At 66.1% G+C, this 17,074-nt stretch carries 17 protein-coding genes and 1 other RNA gene; 15 read left to right on the plus strand and 3 right to left on the minus strand.

Going from position 1 to position 17,074, the window contains the following annotated elements; genetic code table 11:
* Window positions 1-8: 8 nt before the first annotated feature.
* Window positions 9-2,813, minus strand: coding sequence for a GH25 family lysozyme (locus tag AC5RT8_RS13650; RefSeq protein ID WP_494096239.1), 2,805 nt, complete (start codon window positions 2,811-2,813; stop codon window positions 9-11).
* 320 nt (window positions 2,814-3,133) lie between these two features.
* On the opposite strand from AC5RT8_RS13650, the gene AC5RT8_RS13655 reads away from it, so the two are divergent.
* From AC5RT8_RS13655 to AC5RT8_RS13685, 7 genes are all read left to right on the plus strand, one after another.
* Window positions 3,134-4,360 (plus strand): TadA family conjugal transfer-associated ATPase, encoded by a 1,227-nt coding sequence (locus AC5RT8_RS13655; protein ID WP_494096240.1) that lies wholly within the window; start codon window positions 3,134-3,136, stop codon window positions 4,358-4,360.
* A complete protein-coding gene (locus tag AC5RT8_RS13660; RefSeq protein ID WP_494096241.1) occupies window positions 4,357-5,214 on the plus strand; it encodes a type II secretion system F family protein in 858 nt (285 codons plus the stop codon). Before AC5RT8_RS13655 ends, AC5RT8_RS13660 begins: the two co-directional genes overlap by 4 nt.
* Window positions 5,211-6,149 (plus strand): type II secretion system F family protein, encoded by a 939-nt coding sequence (locus tag AC5RT8_RS13665; RefSeq protein ID WP_494096242.1) that lies wholly within the window; start codon window positions 5,211-5,213, stop codon window positions 6,147-6,149. Before AC5RT8_RS13660 ends, AC5RT8_RS13665 begins: the two co-directional genes overlap by 4 nt.
* Before the next feature lie 68 nt (window positions 6,150-6,217).
* On the plus strand, window positions 6,218-6,490 hold the full coding sequence (locus tag AC5RT8_RS13670; protein WP_494096243.1) for a hypothetical protein: 273 nt from the start codon (window positions 6,218-6,220) through the stop codon (window positions 6,488-6,490).
* 26 nt (window positions 6,491-6,516) lie between these two features.
* Entirely contained in the window at window positions 6,517-6,909 is a 393-nt protein-coding gene (locus tag AC5RT8_RS13675) for a TadE/TadG family type IV pilus assembly protein (protein WP_494096417.1), read from the plus strand.
* 10 nt (window positions 6,910-6,919) lie between these two features.
* Window positions 6,920-7,354, plus strand: coding sequence for a hypothetical protein (locus AC5RT8_RS13680; RefSeq protein WP_494096244.1), 435 nt, complete (start codon window positions 6,920-6,922; stop codon window positions 7,352-7,354).
* Window positions 7,351-7,818: a pilus assembly protein TadG-related protein gene (locus tag AC5RT8_RS13685; protein WP_494096245.1), complete on the plus strand. Its 468-nt coding sequence runs from the start codon at window positions 7,351-7,353 to the stop codon at window positions 7,816-7,818. Before AC5RT8_RS13680 ends, AC5RT8_RS13685 begins: the two co-directional genes overlap by 4 nt.
* Before the next feature lie 31 nt (window positions 7,819-7,849).
* Here AC5RT8_RS13685 and AC5RT8_RS13690 read toward each other — a convergent pair whose 3' ends face one another.
* A complete protein-coding gene (locus AC5RT8_RS13690) occupies window positions 7,850-8,134 on the minus strand; it encodes a hypothetical protein (RefSeq protein ID WP_494096246.1) in 285 nt (94 codons plus the stop codon).
* A gap of 165 nt (window positions 8,135-8,299) precedes the next feature.
* On the opposite strand from AC5RT8_RS13690, the gene prfB reads away from it, so the two are divergent.
* The gene (gene prfB / locus AC5RT8_RS13695; RefSeq protein WP_494096247.1) at window positions 8,300-9,418 is read left to right on the plus strand and encodes a peptide chain release factor 2; all 1,119 of its coding nucleotides are present in this window, start codon (window positions 8,300-8,302) and stop codon (window positions 9,416-9,418) included.
* Window positions 9,419-9,439: 21 nt separating this feature from the next.
* On the opposite strand, the gene AC5RT8_RS13700 is transcribed toward prfB, so the two are convergent.
* Window positions 9,440-11,614 (minus strand): acyltransferase family protein, encoded by a 2,175-nt coding sequence (locus AC5RT8_RS13700; protein ID WP_494096248.1) that lies wholly within the window; start codon window positions 11,612-11,614, stop codon window positions 9,440-9,442.
* A 166-nt stretch (window positions 11,615-11,780) separates the two neighbouring features.
* On the opposite strand from AC5RT8_RS13700, the gene ftsE reads away from it, so the two are divergent.
* The 7 genes from ftsE (at window position 11,781) to AC5RT8_RS13735 (ending at window position 17,074) form a co-directional block, all read left to right on the plus strand.
* On the plus strand, window positions 11,781-12,530 hold the full coding sequence (ftsE, locus tag AC5RT8_RS13705; RefSeq protein WP_494096249.1) for a cell division ATP-binding protein FtsE: 750 nt from the start codon (window positions 11,781-11,783) through the stop codon (window positions 12,528-12,530).
* Entirely contained in the window at window positions 12,527-13,429 is a 903-nt protein-coding gene (gene ftsX / locus AC5RT8_RS13710) for a permease-like cell division protein FtsX (RefSeq protein WP_494096250.1), read from the plus strand. The genes ftsE and ftsX overlap by 4 nt, the downstream gene beginning before the upstream one ends.
* 62 nt (window positions 13,430-13,491) lie before the next feature.
* Window positions 13,492-14,889 carry a peptidoglycan DD-metalloendopeptidase family protein gene (locus tag AC5RT8_RS13715; RefSeq protein WP_494096251.1) on the plus strand — a complete coding sequence of 466 codons (1,398 nt, stop codon included), beginning with the start codon at window positions 13,492-13,494 and terminating at the stop codon, window positions 14,887-14,889.
* A gap of 44 nt (window positions 14,890-14,933) precedes the next feature.
* Window positions 14,934-15,407: an SsrA-binding protein SmpB gene (gene smpB, locus AC5RT8_RS13720; RefSeq protein ID WP_494096252.1), complete on the plus strand. Its 474-nt coding sequence runs from the start codon at window positions 14,934-14,936 to the stop codon at window positions 15,405-15,407.
* Window positions 15,404-15,763, plus strand: a complete 360-nt coding sequence (locus AC5RT8_RS13725; RefSeq protein ID WP_494096253.1) for a hypothetical protein — start codon at window positions 15,404-15,406, stop codon at window positions 15,761-15,763. Before smpB ends, AC5RT8_RS13725 begins: the two co-directional genes overlap by 4 nt.
* A 64-nt stretch (window positions 15,764-15,827) precedes the next feature.
* Window positions 15,828-16,199: a transfer-messenger RNA gene (gene ssrA, locus AC5RT8_RS13730) on the plus strand.
* A gap of 242 nt (window positions 16,200-16,441) precedes the next feature.
* Window positions 16,442-17,074 carry a uracil-DNA glycosylase family protein gene (locus AC5RT8_RS13735; RefSeq protein WP_494096254.1) on the plus strand — a complete coding sequence of 211 codons (633 nt, stop codon included), beginning with the start codon at window positions 16,442-16,444 and terminating at the stop codon, window positions 17,072-17,074.

Raw genomic sequence — 17,074 nt, forward strand, 5'->3', positions numbered from 1 at the left:
ACCCCTTGCTAGGGAAGGTTGCCGCTTCGCGTGGCGAACTGGTAACCCTGTGCTGCCATGCCCTTGCCCCGGTACTCCCACAGGACTCCGTCGGCCACGCCGCCCATAAGCAGCTTCCCGGCTGTCGCCGGCGGAGCAACGAGCAGCCGGGAATACGTGTTCCAGCCGGTGCCGACGGTTTCCATGGTGTTGAACGTGCCGGCCCCGGTGCCGCGGTACAGCAACAGGTCACCCTCGGCCGTGGTCGCGAGGAGGTCCGAACGGCCGTCGCCGTCGTAGTCCCCGGGGGCCAGCAGCGCGGTGTAGCTGTCCCATCCGCCCGTTCCGATGCGCGTACCCACCTGGTACCCCTCGTTGCGGCCTGAGACTGACCCGGTCCCGTAGTAGCGCCACAGGTCACCGGCACTGTCGCGTGCGAGCAGGTCCGGCCTGCCGTCCGAGTTCAGGTCGCCGGCGCCGAGCACCTGCTGGTAGGTGTTCCAGCCGCTGCCGACCTTGACCCCTACGGCGTAACCGTTGTTGGTGGCCGTGACCTTGCCGGTGCCGGCATAGAACCACAGTGTGCCGTCCGGTTTGCGGGCAAGTAGATCGTTGCGGCGGTCGCCGTTGAAATCGCCCACTGCCGTGATGTCCTGGTATACCTGCCAGCCGGTACCGATGCTGCGGGCAGTGCCGTAGCCGCCGGAGGCCTTGCCGGGATGGAACCGCAGGACTCCGTCGCGGGTGACCGTCAGCAGGTCGGCGGTGCCGTCGGAGTTGAAATCGGCCGTGGGGACAGTCAGCCGGTCGGCGGCCCAGGCGACGGCCCCGATGCGCCTGCCCGTTTCGTATCCTTCCGAAACCGATCCGGTGCCGCGGTAGAACCAGAGGCTGGAATCGGCGCGCTGTCCGATCAAATCGGCCCGGCCGTCCCCGCTGAACTCGCCGCCCAGGACGGTGGAGTAGATGTCCCAGCCGGTACCGATGGAGAGGCCGGGGGCGAACGATCCCCCGCCGTCGCCCCGCCGCAGCCAGAGCCTGCCGTCGCCGCTGCGGGCAACAACGTCCACCCGGTTGTCACCGTTGAAATCCCGTACGCCCGTCACTTCGGAGAAACGCCACCAATCCGAGCCGGCACCGGAGGCGGAACCGTGCTGTCCGGTTCCCGTGCCCCGGTAGAGCACGGCGGATCCGTCGGGGCGGGTGGCGAGGATATCGGTGCGGCCGTCACTGTTGGCGTCGCCGACCCCGACCAGGCGGTTGAACTGCTCCCAGCCGCTGTTGCCGATCCGGGCGGCGGTGCGGTACCCCTCGTTCCGGCCGTCGACGACGCCGGTGCCGGAGTAGCGGTACAGGCTGCCGTTGACGTGGCGGGCCACTATGTCGTTGCGTCCGTCACCGTCGTAGTCGCCGACGGCAACGAGGCTGTTGTAGATTTCCCAGCCGGAACCGATCTGGCGGGGGGTGCCAAAGGTTCCGCTGCCGGTTCCGGGATGGAACCACAGGGTGCCGTCGGCCCGGCGGGTCAGCAGGTCGGCCTTGCGGTCGCCGTTGAAGTCTCCGGGGCTGATGACGCGGCGGGTCCGGTCCGGGGGCGGACCGGACATCGCAAACCGTGCCAGGTCCGCGGCGGAACCGTTCCAGACGTTGGAATCGCCCACGAAGGGGCCGGTGCTGCTGTACTGCCAGACGTTGTAGGTGCCCCAGCCGGAAGGCATGGGGCCGGCTCCTGCGGTGCTGTAGTTGGCTATATGGAGGGGATGGTCGGCAAATGCTGACGTGTTCCCGGTGCAGGTGCGCCACCAGTCGGTGGTGGTGTAGATCATCGGGAGGCGGCCGGTGCGGGCCTGGATGGTGTTGGAGAACTCCCGGATCCAGGAAACCATCTGCCCGGCCGACATGTTGTAGCAGGTGTTGCCGAGCTCCTTGTAGGGGTTGTATTCGATGTCCAGCAGCGGCGGCAGGGTATTGCCGTCGGCTGACCAGCCGCCGCCGTTGTCCACGAAGTAGTTGGCCTCGGCCCGGGCGGAACCGGGAACGGGGATGGCGAAGTGGTAGGCGCCGCGGACCATGCCGGTGTTCTTGGACCCGTTGTACTGCTGGGCGTAGAACGGATTCTTGTAGTACGTGCCCTCGGTCGCCTTGACGTAGGCGAAACGGCCGCCCTGGTTCCAGGCGCGCTGCCAGTCAACGTTGCCCTGGTGGCTGCTGACATCCAGGCCCTGGATTCCCGCCGGCATCCACGTCGCTGCCGGTCCAACGGATGCTGCTCCGTTGGAAGTGCCGGTGGACTGGGGCTGTTCCGCGGGGGCGGCGGTCGGCGCCGCTTCGTCCAGCTTTGCCGGGGTACCCAGATCGGGTACCTGCGCCGGTGTTTCCGGATCGGCTTCGGCCTCCCGGCGCTCGCGGACTTCCTCCTCCGCGGGCACCTGGGGATCGCCGGTCGTTGCGAGCCGTTCAAGGCCCTGGCCCATCCTGGCGCCCAGCGGGCCGGCGGCATCTGCGAGTGTCTCCGCGGGCGCGTCGGCTGTCTCGGATGCGTCCGGGCCGTCCTCCGCCGTATGTTCAGGCTTCGGTGCCTGCGCGGGGTCCGCGGGATCCGTGGGGCCGGACTGCTCCGGCGCGGCGGGGGCTGAAGGAGCGGGTGCGGTGTCAGTAGCGGCGGGATCCGGCTCTTCCGTCATCGCCGGGGCAGTGGGGGCCGCAGGTGCTTGGGGCGCCGGCGGGCTGTCGGGGGCGGGCGGGGCCAGGGCCGTGGCCGGCAGGCTGGTGCACACCAGGGCACCGCCCAGAACCGCACCCCCCAGCCAACGGACCAGTGTATGTCTGTTCACGATATCTCCAGGGTGTTTCGCGCCCAGCGAACGGTGCCGGGTCATGAGGAAGACTATCCGACGGTGTCGGGACCCCGTGTGAGCAACGCCGCAAGACGGCCGCCTGCGGCCCCTACCTGTTTTTCCGGTTCTCTACCCCGGTAGCGCCGGGGGAGCAGGTACCCGGCCCGAGGGCCGGGCCCTCGGGCGGTTATTCACAGGGACGGCGAATACTCTCGCATCAGGGCAACGGTGCCCCTACTGTGTGGCCCGTGGCTCCAGGGAGGGCTGCAGCCAGTCTCGTGCCGGGCCCTGCGGTCCGGCGGTAGCGGGGGATGCTGATGGATGCTGTACAAATCGTCGAAGACGAGGTGCGGGAGCTCATCCGTGTGCGCGGGCTGGACCCGCAGGAGCAGTTCGCCGAAGTCCGGCGGCTGGTGGATGCGGCGGTTTCCGATTACGACGAACGGTCGCTGCTGGGCAGCCTCCCGCCGCTGGGCCGCCCGGAGATGGTCCGCCGGCAGGTATTCGACGCCGTCGCCGGCTTCGGTGCGCTCCAGCCGCTGCTGGATGACCCCTCGGTGGAGGAAGTCTGGATCAACTCCCCTTCGGAGATCTACCTTGCACGGGACGGCCGTTCCGAGCTGACGTCGCTGACGCTCACGTCGGAGCAGGTCAGCCTGCTGGTGGAGCGGATGCTGAAGTCCTCCGGCAGGCGCCTGGATCTTTCCTCCCCGTTCGTGGACGCCTCCCTGCCGGACGGTTCGCGCCTGCACGTGGCCATTCCGGATGTGACCCGACGGCACTGGGCAGTGAACATCCGCAAGTTCGTGGCCCGCGCCCGCCGCCTCGACCACCTGGTGGAGCTCGGCGCCCTCACTCCCGATGCCGCCCGCTTCCTCGGCGCCGCTGTTGCCGCGGGGCTGAACATCCTGGTGTCGGGGGCAACGCAGGCGGGGAAGACCACCCTGCTTAACTGCCTGGGTGCGTCGATCGGCCCGCGGGAACGCGTGGTGACCGTGGAGGAGATCTTTGAACTGCAGCTGCCGTTACGGGATGTGGTGGGCCTGCAGTGCCGCCAGCCCAATCTGGAGGGGCAGGGCGAGATCCCGCTCCGCCGGCTGGTGAAGGAAGCGCTCCGGATGCGGCCGGACCGGCTGATTGTGGGGGAGGTGCGCGAAGCGGAAAGCCTGGACATGCTGATTGCGTTGAATGCGGGCCTTCCGGGAATGTGCACCATCCACGCCAACAGCGCCCGGGACGCGGTGACCAAGCTGTGCACCCTGCCCCTGCTGGCGGGCGCCAACATTTCCAGTGCCTTCGTGGTTCCCACCGTGGCGTCGTGCATTGACCTGGTGATCCACTGCACCCGTGCCGGCAACGGGCGCCGGGAAGTCAGCGAAATCCTGGCCCTCGGCCGCCGCGTCGAAGGCGGCATCATCGAGTCCTCCCCGGTCTTCGGGCAGGTTGACGGGAAGCTGGAAGTGACGGCCTCCTCCATGCCGGCGGCTGACAAGTTCGCTTCCGCCGGCGTCAACGTTGCCGCACTGCTCGGAGCCGCGGCATGAGCGCGGCGGCAGGGTTGGCCCTGGGCATGGGGTTGTTGCTGCTGTGGCAGTCCTGCTGGAGCCCGCCGGCCCACAGCCGCCCCGGCCGCCGGCGCACCGGATACCTCGAGGACCTGCTGCGGCAGGCAGGGATTGAGCGGGTCCGGGCGGCAGGTCTCCTCGCCAGCTGCGCGGTTACCGGCTCGGGAGTGCTGCTGCTGTTGTTCATCCTGACCCTTTCCCTGCCCATCGCCGCCTGTTTTGGCCTGTTCGGGGCGGGGCTGCCTTACGTGTTGGTGCGTTTCCAGGCCCGCCGCAGGCGAGCGTCCTTGGCGGAACTGTGGCCGGACGTCGTCGACCACCTGCGCTCGGCAATCCGGGCAGGCCTGTCGCTTCCGGAGGCACTCATCCAGTTGGCAGGCAACGGGCCGGAGGAACTGCGGGGCTACTTTCGTTCCTATGCCGCGGATTACCGGGCCGGGGGCAACTTCGAGGACTCGCTGACCCGGCTGAAGGACAATCTGGCCGATCCGGTTGCCGACCGCATCATCGAGGCGCTGCGGATCACCCGGCAGGTGGGCGGCACCGACCTGGGCAAGCTCCTGGGCACATTGGCGGGTTTCCTTCGTGAGAATGCACGCACCCGCAGCGAACTGCTGGCCCGGCAGTCGTGGACAGTCAATGCGGCAAGGCTTGCGGTAGGAGCCCCCTGGGCGGTGCTGCTGCTCCTGGCCTCCCGCCCGGAAACGGCCGCGGCGTACAACTCGGCTGCCGGTGCCACTGTCCTGGTCGCTGGTATCGGGATCTCCGTCCTCTGTTACCGCCTGATGCTGCGCATAGGGGCACTGCCTGAAGACGTGAGGGTGCTGCGGTGACGCCCGGCACAGCCGCGGCGGTGCTGGCAGGAGTCCTGCTGGGCACCGGATTGGTGCTCGTGTTCCACCGGCTGCCCCCGCTGCGGCAGATGACATTCGCCGAACGCGTGGAACCGCAGCTGCGCTCCGTCCGGCCGGCCTCGCGGCTGCTGGTGCAGTCCACGGACCTCACGCCGTTCGGCCCGCTGGAACGCATCCTGCGTCCGCTGCTCCGCGACGCCGTGCTCCGGCTCGGACGGTGGTCGCCGGCCAACCGGGCCCTCGTCCTGCGGCTGCAGCAGGCCGGCGGCACCAAATCGGTGTCGGATTTCCGTGCCGAACAGGTGCTGTTTGCCGGCGGAGGCTTTCTGGCCGGTGGAGTGGCCGGGGTGCTTCTCGCCGGGAGCGGCCGCGTGGGTGTGTTGGCGGTGGCCCTGGGAACCTGTGCGTGTGCGGCAGCCGGGTTCCTGCTCCGCGACTACCTGTTGACTCAGCAGATCGGACGCCGCAACAGCCGGATCCTTGCCGAATTTCCCAGCCTGGCCGAAATGATGGCGCTCGCCGTCGGTGCGGGAGAGAGCGCCGGCGGGGCGCTGGAACGCGTTTGTGCCGCAGCGCGCGGGGAACTCGCCGACGAATTTGAACGGGTTCTTGCCCAGACACGGTCAGGGCAGCCGTTGACGGCAGCACTGCGGGACTTCTCGGACCGCCTCCGGCTGGCGCCGCTGACCCGGTTCGTGGACGGCGTCAGCGTTGCGGTGGACCGCGGCACGCCCCTGGCGGACGTGATGCGTGCGCAGGCCCAGGACGTACGCGATACCGCTAAGCGTGACCTGATGGAAACAGCCGGAAAGAAGGAAATCGCCATGATGGTGCCGGTCATTTTCGGCATCCTTCCACTAACGGTGCTTTTCGCGGTGTTCCCGGGCCTGGCACTGCTGAGGCTGGGGTTATGAGGCGAGGGGGACGGTGAAACGCGCTGGGGAAACAAACCATGCAAGGCGTACGAGGAGATGGAGTCACGATGAACCGCACTAATCCGCTTCGGAAACGGGCAGGCACACGGACAATCGGGGACGGGTGGGCGGCTGTCGCCGCGGCAGCGGCCCAATGGTGGTACCGGCTTGCGCAGCGTTTCCGGACGGCCCTGAACCCGGGGGAACCGGAACGCGGCGACGTGCCGGGCTGGGTGATGATCACGTTGATGTCGGCCATTCTCGTCGCCGGGCTGCTGGTCCTCGTGCAGCCGGCCCTTGAGCAGCTGTTCCAATCCGCCATAGAACAGGTACAGCCATAAACCGGAGCCGGCGCCGCGCCGCTGCGATCCGGCGTGGCAGGCACAGCCTCGTCGACGGGGAACGGGGGAACGCCGTCGTCGACTTCGTCATGGTGGGAGCGCTGGTGACCCTGGTGTTCATAGCGGTGGTGCAGCTGGCGCTGGTGCTGCACGTGCGGAACACCCTGATCGACGCCGCTGCAACCGGTGCGCGCTACGGGACGCTGGCGGACCGGAGCCCGGCAGACGGCGTCGAGCGCACCGTGACCCTTATCGGCAGTGCGCTTGGCGAAGGTTATGCCGGGAATGTCAGTTATTCGGAGCAGTCGGTGGACGGGGCCCGTCTGCTGGAGATCACGGTGCGTGCCCCGCTGCCGGTCATCGGGTTCATTGGGATCAGCGGCGGAATCGAGGTCCGGGGACATGCGGTTTTGGAGTGAAGCTGCGTGGATGAAGGCCGCGCGGGCACGACACGGGCAGGCGGCGCAGGAAGACGGAAGTGCCGTAGTTGAGTTCATTTTCCTGGGCCTGCTCCTGCTGGTGCCGGTGGTGTATCTGGTGATCACCGTGGGGGAGATCCAGGCGGCGTCGTTCGCGGTGGTCGGTGCCGCCGACGCGGCGGCCGGAGTCTACGCGGCGTCTCCCGGGGCCGCCGACGCCGAAGAACGGGCAGCCGCGGCGGCCGAACTCGCACTGAATGATTTCGGGCTGGAGACGGAGGCCATGGTGATGGACATCAGCTGTTCCGACACGTGTCTGGTGCCCGGCTCGACCGTCACCGTCAGTGTGTGGGTCGACGTGCCCCTCCCGGGGCTGCCGTGGACCACCGGATCACCGGTCGTGGTCGATTCCGCGTCCACACAGATCGTGGAGCGGTTCGGATGATCGGGTTCAGGAGCCGGCGGGGCAGGCGTCCGGAGGATGCAGAGCGCGGACAGGTGGGCGTGCTGATTATCGGATACTCCGTGCTGGCGCTGCTGACCGTCACGGTGGTGATGGCCGCCTCGTCCGTGTATCTCGGACAGAAGAAGCTGCTTTCGGCCGCAGACGGTGCCGCGGTGGCCGCGGCCGACACCTTCTCGCTGGGCGAAGCCGCCGCAGGAGCCGGTCCCGCGGCGGTGCTGGAAGCCGGTGCCGTACGCAGCGCAGCCCGCAGCTATCTCGCCGATACGGGTGCACAGGAACGCTTCGCGGACCTCGCCGTTACCGGGGCGACCGGTACGGCGGACGGCCGGACGGCGCGCGTGGTGCTGACGGCGCGGGTCCATCCGCCAATCGTGAACTTCCTGGTGCCGGAGGGAATCCCCATTACAGCGGTGAGCGAGGCCCGCGCCCGGCTGCTGCAGTAATGCACGGCGCGGCGCGGGCGCCACCGCAGGACTAGGACGCCTTCTTCTGCTCCCGGGCTTCGCGTGCCGGGCCGTGGCCCCAGCCGCCGTGGTCGATATCCAGGATCCGCCCGTCTTCGCCGTAGCAAATGGTGACCGGCTCGCCGAACTGTTCGCAGTCGCGGTCGGGGCACCTGTCCTTCATATTGCCCACGTAGTCATTGGAGAAGTGCTGCTCCCACTCATCAACCTTCCCCATGGCCCAGGGATCGCCCTGCTCGGCGAGGTCGTTGAGTTCGTCCAGGGTGTACATGCGTCCGCGCTCGGGATGGGTCAAGAGAGGCTCCTTCGAAAGGGCGTACATTTCCGTGTCCGTCCCCCTAATCTAACGCCGCCCCGGGACACCGCCGTGCGCATCGCCCGGCGGGTCCCCGGAGTCTCCGTGGGCCCGTACGACGACGGCGGGCGGCGGTGCGGGCACATGGCGTAGGCTGTAAGCACCATGGCAGAAATAGATTTTCCCGCAGAAATCCGCGCCCTCCGTTCCACCTTCGCCTCCATTGAAGAAGTTTCGGACGTGGCAAAGATCAAAGAGGACATCGAAGAGCTGAGCGAGATGGCCGGCGTCCCCGACCTCTGGGACGATCCTGCCGAAGCGCAGAAGGTCACCTCCAAACTTTCGCACCGCCAGTCGGAGCTGGAACGCCTGCAGACCATCGAAGCCCGTATCGATGACCTCGAGGTCCTGGTGGAACTGGCCCAGGACGAATCGGACGCCGAGTCCAAGGCAGAGGCCGTGGCGGAACTGGAGTCCCTCCGTAAGTCCCTGTCGCAGCTGGAAGTGGTCACCCTGCTTTCCGGCGAGTACGACGAGCGCGAAGCCGTGGTGACCATCCGCTCGGGCGCCGGGGGAGTGGATGCCGCCGACTTCGCCGAAATGCTGCTGCGGATGTACCTGCGCTGGGCCGAACGCCACGGCTACCCCACCACCGTCCTGGACACGTCCTACGCGGAAGAGGCGGGACTGAAATCGGCCACCTTCGAAGTCAAGGCCCCCTATGCGTTCGGCACCCTCGTGGTGGAGGCCGGAACGCACCGGCTGGTGCGGATCAGCCCGTTCGATAACCAGGGCCGCCGGCAGACCTCCTTCGCCGCCGTCGAAGTCATTCCGCTCATTACCCCCACCGACCACATCGAGATCCCGGACAACGAAATCCGCGTGGACGTCTTCCGGTCCTCCGGCCCCGGCGGCCAGTCCGTGAACACCACCGACTCCGCCGTCCGCCTCACGCACCTTCCCACCGGCACGGTGGTGTCCATGCAGAACGAAAAGTCGCAGCTGCAGAACCGCGCCGCCGCCATGCGGGTGCTGCAGTCCCGGCTGCTGCTGCTGAAGAAGGAGCAGGAGGACGCCGAGAAGAAGGCCTTCGCCGGTGACGTGAAGGCGTCCTGGGGAGACCAGATGCGCTCCTACGTCCTCAACCCGTACCAGATGGTCAAGGACCTCCGCACGGAGCATGAGGTAGGAAACACCTCGGCCGTGTTCGACGGCGAGATTGACGACTTCATTGACGCTGGCATCCGCTGGCGGGCGCACGGCAGCGTGTCCGCCCGCAAGTAGGCAGCTTCCGAGGGACAGCGGCTAGAAGCCGAGCCCTTCCCGCAGCGGCAGGACCAGGGTCCGGGCGAACGTATCGGTCATGTGGTTGTCCCGGTAGGCCAGCACGTTGCCGATGACCGCAGGGCACCGCTCGGCGTCGCAGAAATAATCCGTCAGGTCGACGCGCAGGCTTCCGTCCAGCTGTCCGGCTGCCTCGACTAAGGGATCGTCCTGCCCGGCGAGCTCGGAGCGGGGAACGAAGCACTCGTCCGCACTTTGGTTTTCCGCAACACAGTCCGGGATGCTGAAGTCGGGATAGGGGATGTCGGTGATCGCCCCGATCCTGATGCCTGCCTCCTCCAGCGGTTCCAGCACCTCCAGGTAACCGTCCACGGCACGGCTCCCTGACTCCCAGGTCCAGCCCAGCGCGTGATCGTAGCTGGCCGGTCGCATGGCTGACGTAACCACCAGTTCGGGGCCGATCTCCAGGATGTCCCGGACCGTTTGCTGGTTCTGGGACGCGCATCCGGTGTAGGTGTAGTTCTTCTTGCTGCGCAGCGGTTCGGCATTGAACGGGCATCCGTTGCGCGTCAGGACGTAGAGCCGGTAGCCGCCCTCCTTCGCCACCGCCTCCAGCGGAGCCTTGTACTGTGCGGCATGGGAGTCGCCCACCAGGACTATGGCCTTTTCCCCGGCGGCATCCCCGGAGACGCACTCCTCATACGGGGTTTCCGCCGGATCGTAGACCGTGCAGGCTTCATCGATGTCCGGCAGATCCGCCATCGCTGCCCCCGGAGCCGGCCGCACCGGCCGGTCCCCGGGCACCGCTGCAGGACGTTGGGGATCAAAGGCCATGGCGCCCGGGTAGGAACCGGAATCATAGTCCGCGGTCAGATCGGCGATTTTCTGCTGGACAACGCCGTACGGAACGGCGGCAACGGTGATCGGAACGGCAATCAGTACCGCCGCCAGGGCATACACGGCGCGGTGCGTTACCGCCTCCGCTCCATGGCGTCCGACCGGTCCGGTCCTGCCCTGGAAGCGGCGGAACGGTTTCTCGATATACCGCGTGGACAGCACCGCCAAAAGGACGCTGCCGGCAGCAATGGCAAGACCGGCGGCCAGTCCCGGGGCATGCCCGAGAAGATACACCGTGAACACGGTGACGGGCCAATGCCACAGATACAGCGAATAGGAAATATCGCCTACGTAGGACACCGGACGCAGCGACTGCCACCAGGCAGCCGAGATCCACGGCACCGCCGCTCCGCCGTTCCGGCCGGCAAGAATGCACAACGCGGCGCCTGCGGTCGGGACCAGCGCCACCCACCCCGGAAAGGGCATCGCGGTGGAGAAGCTCAACGCGGCAGCGAAGATCAGCAGGATTCCGGCCCACCCGGAGGCGATCGATAACCGGCGCGGCAGGGTTCCCGCCGCGAGTGCCAGGATGCCGCCGAGGCCCAGTTCCCAGATCCGCGTAGTGGTAAAGAAATAGGCCAGGCCGGGGTCCGATGCGGAGAACAGGATGGAATGGATGAAGGACACCGCGGAAACGGTGCAGACCACCGCCAGAGCGGTGGCTGACATGCCCGCACGGATGCCCAGGGCCCGGACGGCGGCAACGGCTCCGACCAGAAGCACCGGCACCACCAGGTAGAACTGTTCCTCCACCGCAAGGGACCAGTAATGCTGGAGCGGGGAGACCGCCGCCGTGGCCCCGGCGTAACTGGTGGTGCTGAAGGCCTGGTTCCAGTTCTGGATATTGAGGCTGGAGGCGGCAACGTCCCGGGCCACACCCTGCCAGCGCCCCTCCGGGAAGATAAGCACCGCCGCGCCCAGCGTTGCGACCAGGACAGTTGCTGCTGCCGGAAGCAGCCGGCGGATCCGCCGGGCATAAAAGGACGCAAGCGCGATGGTGGACGTGGCCTGAAGTTCCCGCACCAGGGACCCGACAATCAGGTAACCGGAAATGACGAAGAAGACGTCGACGCCGACAAAGCCGCCCGGCAGGGCGGCCGGCCAGAGGTGGTACACCACCACGAGCACGACGGCGAGGGCGCGCAGGCCCTGGATGTCCCGGCGGAGACCGGCGGAACTACTGCCGGTGCTGCGCAGGGCGCGGCGCCCGCGCTGCGGCCGGACGGCCGGCCCGGCGCCCGGGGGACCGGGAAGCAGGGCAACGGCACCGGGCGCTGTTCCGGCGGATTCAGAGGGCACCGCAGGACTCTACCGCATCCAGGATCGAGGAGCCGGTGTGTGCAGCGCGACACGCGCCGTTAGGTTGTGGCTCACTGCGGCGGAAGGTGGCTATAGTCGAGAGGCCGGTGCCCATACCCCGAACCAAGGCCCGTGTCTCCGGCCGCTTCATGGGCACTAAGTAGTGATGATCACTTTCGACAATGTCACCAAGCTCTATGACCGGAAATCCCGGCCTGCCCTCAACTCGGTAAGCCTCGATGTGGACCGGGGAGAGTTCGTTTTCCTCGTGGGCGCCTCCGGTTCCGGCAAATCGACCTTCATCCGGTTGATCATGAAGGAGGAGCACGCCACGAAAGGCACGGTCTACGTGGCCGGCTCCAACGTAGCCAAGATTCCCAGCTGGCGGGTGCCGAGGCTGCGCCGGGGAATCGGCGTCGTGTTCCAGGATTTCCGCCTGCTGCCCAACAAGACGGTCTTCGCGAACGTTGCCTTCGCCATGCAGGTGATCGGCCGCAGCCGGGCCGTCATCCGCGACTCCGTCCCCGACGTCCTCAAAACCGTAGGCCTGGAAGGCAAGGACAACCGCCTGCCGCACGAACTGTCCGGCGGCGAGCAGCAGCGCGTTGCCATTGCACGGGCCATCGTCAACAAACCAGGCATCCTGCTCGCGGATGAGCCCACGGGAAACCTGGATCCCACCACGTCGCTGGGCATCATGAAGGTGCTGGACCGGATCAACCAGAACGGCACCACGGTGGTGATGGCCACGCACGACGACGACATCGTCAACGCCATGCGAAAGCGTGTGGTGGAACTGCGCAACGGCAAGATCGTCCGTGATGAGCAGGAAGGCATCTACCTGGGTGAGCCCGCACCGGAGCGGGAACCGGATCCCCTGTTGCCGGGGCGCGGAGAGAGCGGAGTGTCTGAATGAGGCTCGCATTTGTGCTGGGCGAGATCGGCTCAGGGCTGCGCCGGAACCTTTCCATGGTCGTTTCCGTGGTCCTGGTGACCTTTGTGTCGCTGACCTTTGTGGGGGCGGCCGGGCTGCTGCAGCTGCAGATCAGCCAGATGAAGGGCTACTGGTATGACCGGGTGCAGGTTGCCGTTTACCTCTGCACGGATAACGACACATCCGCAGCCTGCGCCTCGGGAGCCGTTACCGACGAGCAGCGCGAGGCCATCGAGGCGGACCTGCTGGCGGACCGGTACGTGGAGAGCGTCGAATATGAAGACCAGGAAACGGCGCTGACCCATTTCCGCGAGCAGTTCGCCAACTCGCCGATCGTGGACAGCATTACCGCCGAGATGCTCCCCGAATCCTTCCGCGTGAGCCTGGTGGATCCGGAAAAATACGAGGTCATCAACGAGGCCTTCTCCTCGAAGCCCGGGGTCGAGTCGGTCAGCGACCAGCGCGAACTGTTCGAAAAGATGTTCACCTATCTGAATCTGGCCTCTGTTGCGGCCCTGGCCATTGCCGGCGTCATGCTGGTCTGTGCCATTCTGCTGATTGCCACGACCATTCGCCTCTCCGCGTTCAGCAGGCGGCGGGAAACGGGCATCATGCGGCTGGTCGGTGCGTCCAAGGCCGTCATTCAGCTGCCGTTCGTGCTGGAAGGCGTGATAGCGGCAGTTATCGGCGCGGTCCTGGCCTCGGTTGCCCTGTGGAGCACTGCACACTTCTTTATCGGCACACTGGCCCGCCAATACCCCACTACTGCCTTCATTTCCTCCGAACAGGTTCTGTATCTGACCCCCTTGCTACTTGTTCTCGGGGCGCTGCTGGCCGGAGTATCCTCGCTGTTGACGCTCCGGCGCTACCTGAAGGTCTAGAGTCATGAGCACTGGGAAGAGAACGTTGAAGATCATGGAGAGTCTCGTCAATGGATAATGCTGTGCCTAAACGGATCGGACGCGGGCCAGCGTCCCGCACCCTGGCGGCGGTTGCGGCCCTCCTGACCCTGACCCTGACCGTTTCCGTTGCCTTCAGCAGTACGGCCAGCGCCGACGAGCTCGAAGACCGCAAGGCGGCCATCGAAGCCGAAAAGGAGAAGGTCCACCAGGACTACGAGTACCTCGGCGAAGACATTGCCGAAACGGTGGCCAAGCTCAACGTTTACAAGGGCCAGCTCCCCGCGGCCCAGCAGCAGCTTGCCGACGCAGAAGCGCGCGTCGACAGTGCAGCCGGCAAGGTCAGCGCCTTGAACGACCGGGTAGCCCTCGCCCAGGACACGCACGAGACCATCACCGCGCAGATCGAAAAGGACCGCGAGGATATAGCGGCCACCGAAAAGGCAATCGGACAGATCGCGTCGCAGGCCTACAAGAACGGCGGTGTCCCATCCACGCTCTCGCTGATGTTCGGCGCAAAGGGCGCTGACAGCCTCAGCGATTCACTCGGCATGGCGGAACAGGCGCTGAAGGGCCAGAACGCAGCGGTGGAAAAGCTGTCCCAGCAGAACGCCAACAACGTGAACTCCGAGGCCCGGCTGGCTGCCGTGGCCGATGAGATCAACAAGCTCAAGGCCGAGGCCGAAGAGGCACTCAGGGCAGAGCAGTCCGCACGTGACGCCGCAGCCGCGGAGAAGCAGAAAGTGGATGACCTCGTTGCCCAGACCACGGCGATGAACCAGGAGCTGGAGGCACAGAAGCCGAAGCTCCAGGCCCAGATGGCCACGCTCGAGAAGGAAAGCGCGCAGGTTACCGCGGACATCGCCGAGCGGCAGCGGGCCCTGCTCGAGGAATACCGCAAGCGCGAGCAGGCCCGGATCGACGCCGCGAACCGGGCGGCGGCCGAAGAAGCCGCCCGGAACAACCGCCCCGCCCCGCCGGTCCAGAACGTTCCCCAGCCCAGCAACCCGTCTTCCTTCGGACTGCGTTATCCGGTGATCGGTGCCCCGGTATCCTCCGGGTTCGGCTGGCGGGCCACGCCTCCCGGGTCGATCGACTTCTTCGGCAACGGCGGGTACCTGCATTCCGGAATCGACTTTGCGCCTTCCTGCGGAACCCCGGTCTACGCCCCGGCAGCAGGCGAGGTGTGGCGGGCAGACCAGGGCGGCGGGGAAATGATCGGCACCGGCAACCGGATTGTCCTCAACCACGGCGTGGTGGGCGGCAATGTCCTGGCGACCAACTATTACCACCTCAACGGTTTCGCAGTCTCCGCCGGGCAGTGGGTCAACCAGGGGCAGCTGATCGGCTATGTAGGAAGCACCGGCAATTCCACCGGCTGCCACCTGCATTTCGAGACGGTGTTGAACGGCGATCTCGTGGACCCGATGCAGTTGCTGTAGGCCTACAATAGAGTTTTCGTTTCAACCTACTAAGGAGTTGCCCCGTGCCTAAGGAAAGTGGCCGTAAGGTAGTGGCCACCAATCGCAAGGCCCGGCATGATTACGAAATCCTGGACACCTACGAGGCCGGCATGGTCTTGATGGGTACGGAGGTGAAGTCGCTGCGCGAGGGCAGGGCCTCATTGGTGGACGGATTCGCTACGTTCTACAACAATGAGCTCTGGCTTGAGGCCGCGTATATTCCGGAGTACCTGAACGGAAGCTGGACCAACCACTCCGCCCGCCGCCGGCGCAAGCTCCTGCTGCACCGTGAGCAGCTGGACAAGATCCTCCGGAAAACCAGCGAATCCGGTTTTACCATCGTTCCCCTGCAGCTGTATTTCCTGGACGGCCGGGCAAAGGTGGAAATCGCCGTCGCCCGCGGTAAGCGGGAGTACGACAAGCGCCACACACTGCGCGAGAAGCAGGACAACCGTGAGGCGCTGCGGGCCATGCGGGATAAGAACCGCGGCGCATGAGCGGAACGTTCTGGGAACCGCAGGCAGAGGAAACAGAGGAAGCATCCGTACGTAAACCGGTATGGACGTGGATTGTCGCGGCCGTCGACCTGTTGATTGTCCTGGCCGTGGTGCCGGTGGTGATCTTGGTGGTGGTTCCGTTCTTCGCGGTCTATTACCTTTATCTGGCGCACCTGCTCGTCTGGGCGGCGCCTGTGCTGGTAGGAGCCAACGTGGCGTTGTTCCTGTGGGCTTTCCGCCGAAAGGCGGCCGGCATGACGGCGCTGAGCATCCTGTCCGTGTTCTTTGTTGCGGTTTCGTGGGTTCTGCTGATCGTCTCCCGCGCGCCCGTGGTGGTCTTCGGAATCACCTTCTGATCCCTGCCGCGCGTCATGCGCTATAATGGTTGTTCCGGCTTTGGCCGGTTTGGTAACTCAATAAGGGGATGACCGGTTTCGACGATGTTTTGTTGAGACAGGGGAAGCGGGCCGAGGATACAGGGTTATCTCGTTAACGATCTCTGTAAACCAATAAGTGCCGAATCAAAGCGCACTGACTTCGCTCTTGCTGCCTAAGCAGTAAGGCATAGTCCGTCAGCCCGGGGATGCTCTCGCCCCGGTGCCTGGCGTCATTTAGAGGGCCACTGCTGAACACCTTCGCCGTTGGGGTGTTCGGGACTTTTAGACGGCTGGGTCCGGATCAGCCACTTGTCTGCGTGATGGCTGGGACCGAGAAAATCCGCTGCAGACTGCGCCCGGAGAAGCCCTGACAAAGCGACATCGGACGGGGGTTCGATTCCCCCCATCTCCACTGAGAATTTCCACCCGAAGCGGGGAGCGTCTGCGGACGCTCCCCGCTTCCGTGGTTTAAGCCCCCCGGCCTCCGAAGGAGAGTTGTTTCTCACACCTGCGTCGTTTGGCGCGTTACCGGGTGCATTCACGCCCGCCCGGGGCACGGGGCGTTGGTAAACTTTGACGTACGCAGTACCCGCGCCGGCAGGACCCGGAGCGGGCGGTATAACCGGTCGCAAGACCCCGTAGGAGACGCACCACTTTATGCAAAGCCCGGCAGTTGAATCCCAGAATGACGACCTTTGGAACCGACGCTATGAGCCCAATGTTGCCGAGGTAAACCAGCTCTGCGACGCTCTGGCGGAAATGAAACCGGGAAGCCAGGTGCCCTACATCGATCCCATGCACGACATCGGGGAGTGCCGGATCATCAGTCTCTTTTCCAACATCGGCACCGCCCATGAGTCAGGGTTCATCACCGCCGGAGACAACGACGCCGTCGTGCGGCTCCTTGGGGTCCACTGGCAGGCAGGGCTGCGGCCCGAGTTCGTGATGCCGTGGAACGCCTATCCCTGGCATGTTCCGGGCGAGCCCAACGGCAAGCTGACCAAGGAACAGGTGCAGGAAGGACTGCGGCCGCTGCTGCGCTTCCTGGCGCTGGTGCCGCGGGCGTCCGTCATCGTGGCGCACGGCACCGAGGCACAGCGCCTGGCGGCATTGTTCCTCAAGACCGAGAACCGGATGATTTACCGCCGCAGCATCAAGGTGTACAAGGCACGCTCGCTTTCCGGCCGTTCCTTTGGTGCCACCGCCGAACGGCAGCAGGAAGCACTGGACGACATGCGTGCAGCCTATACAGATGCCATGGCGCGCACGGGGATCACCGCCGCACGGTAG

Source organism: Arthrobacter sp. Ms25 (assembly GCF_059090365.1).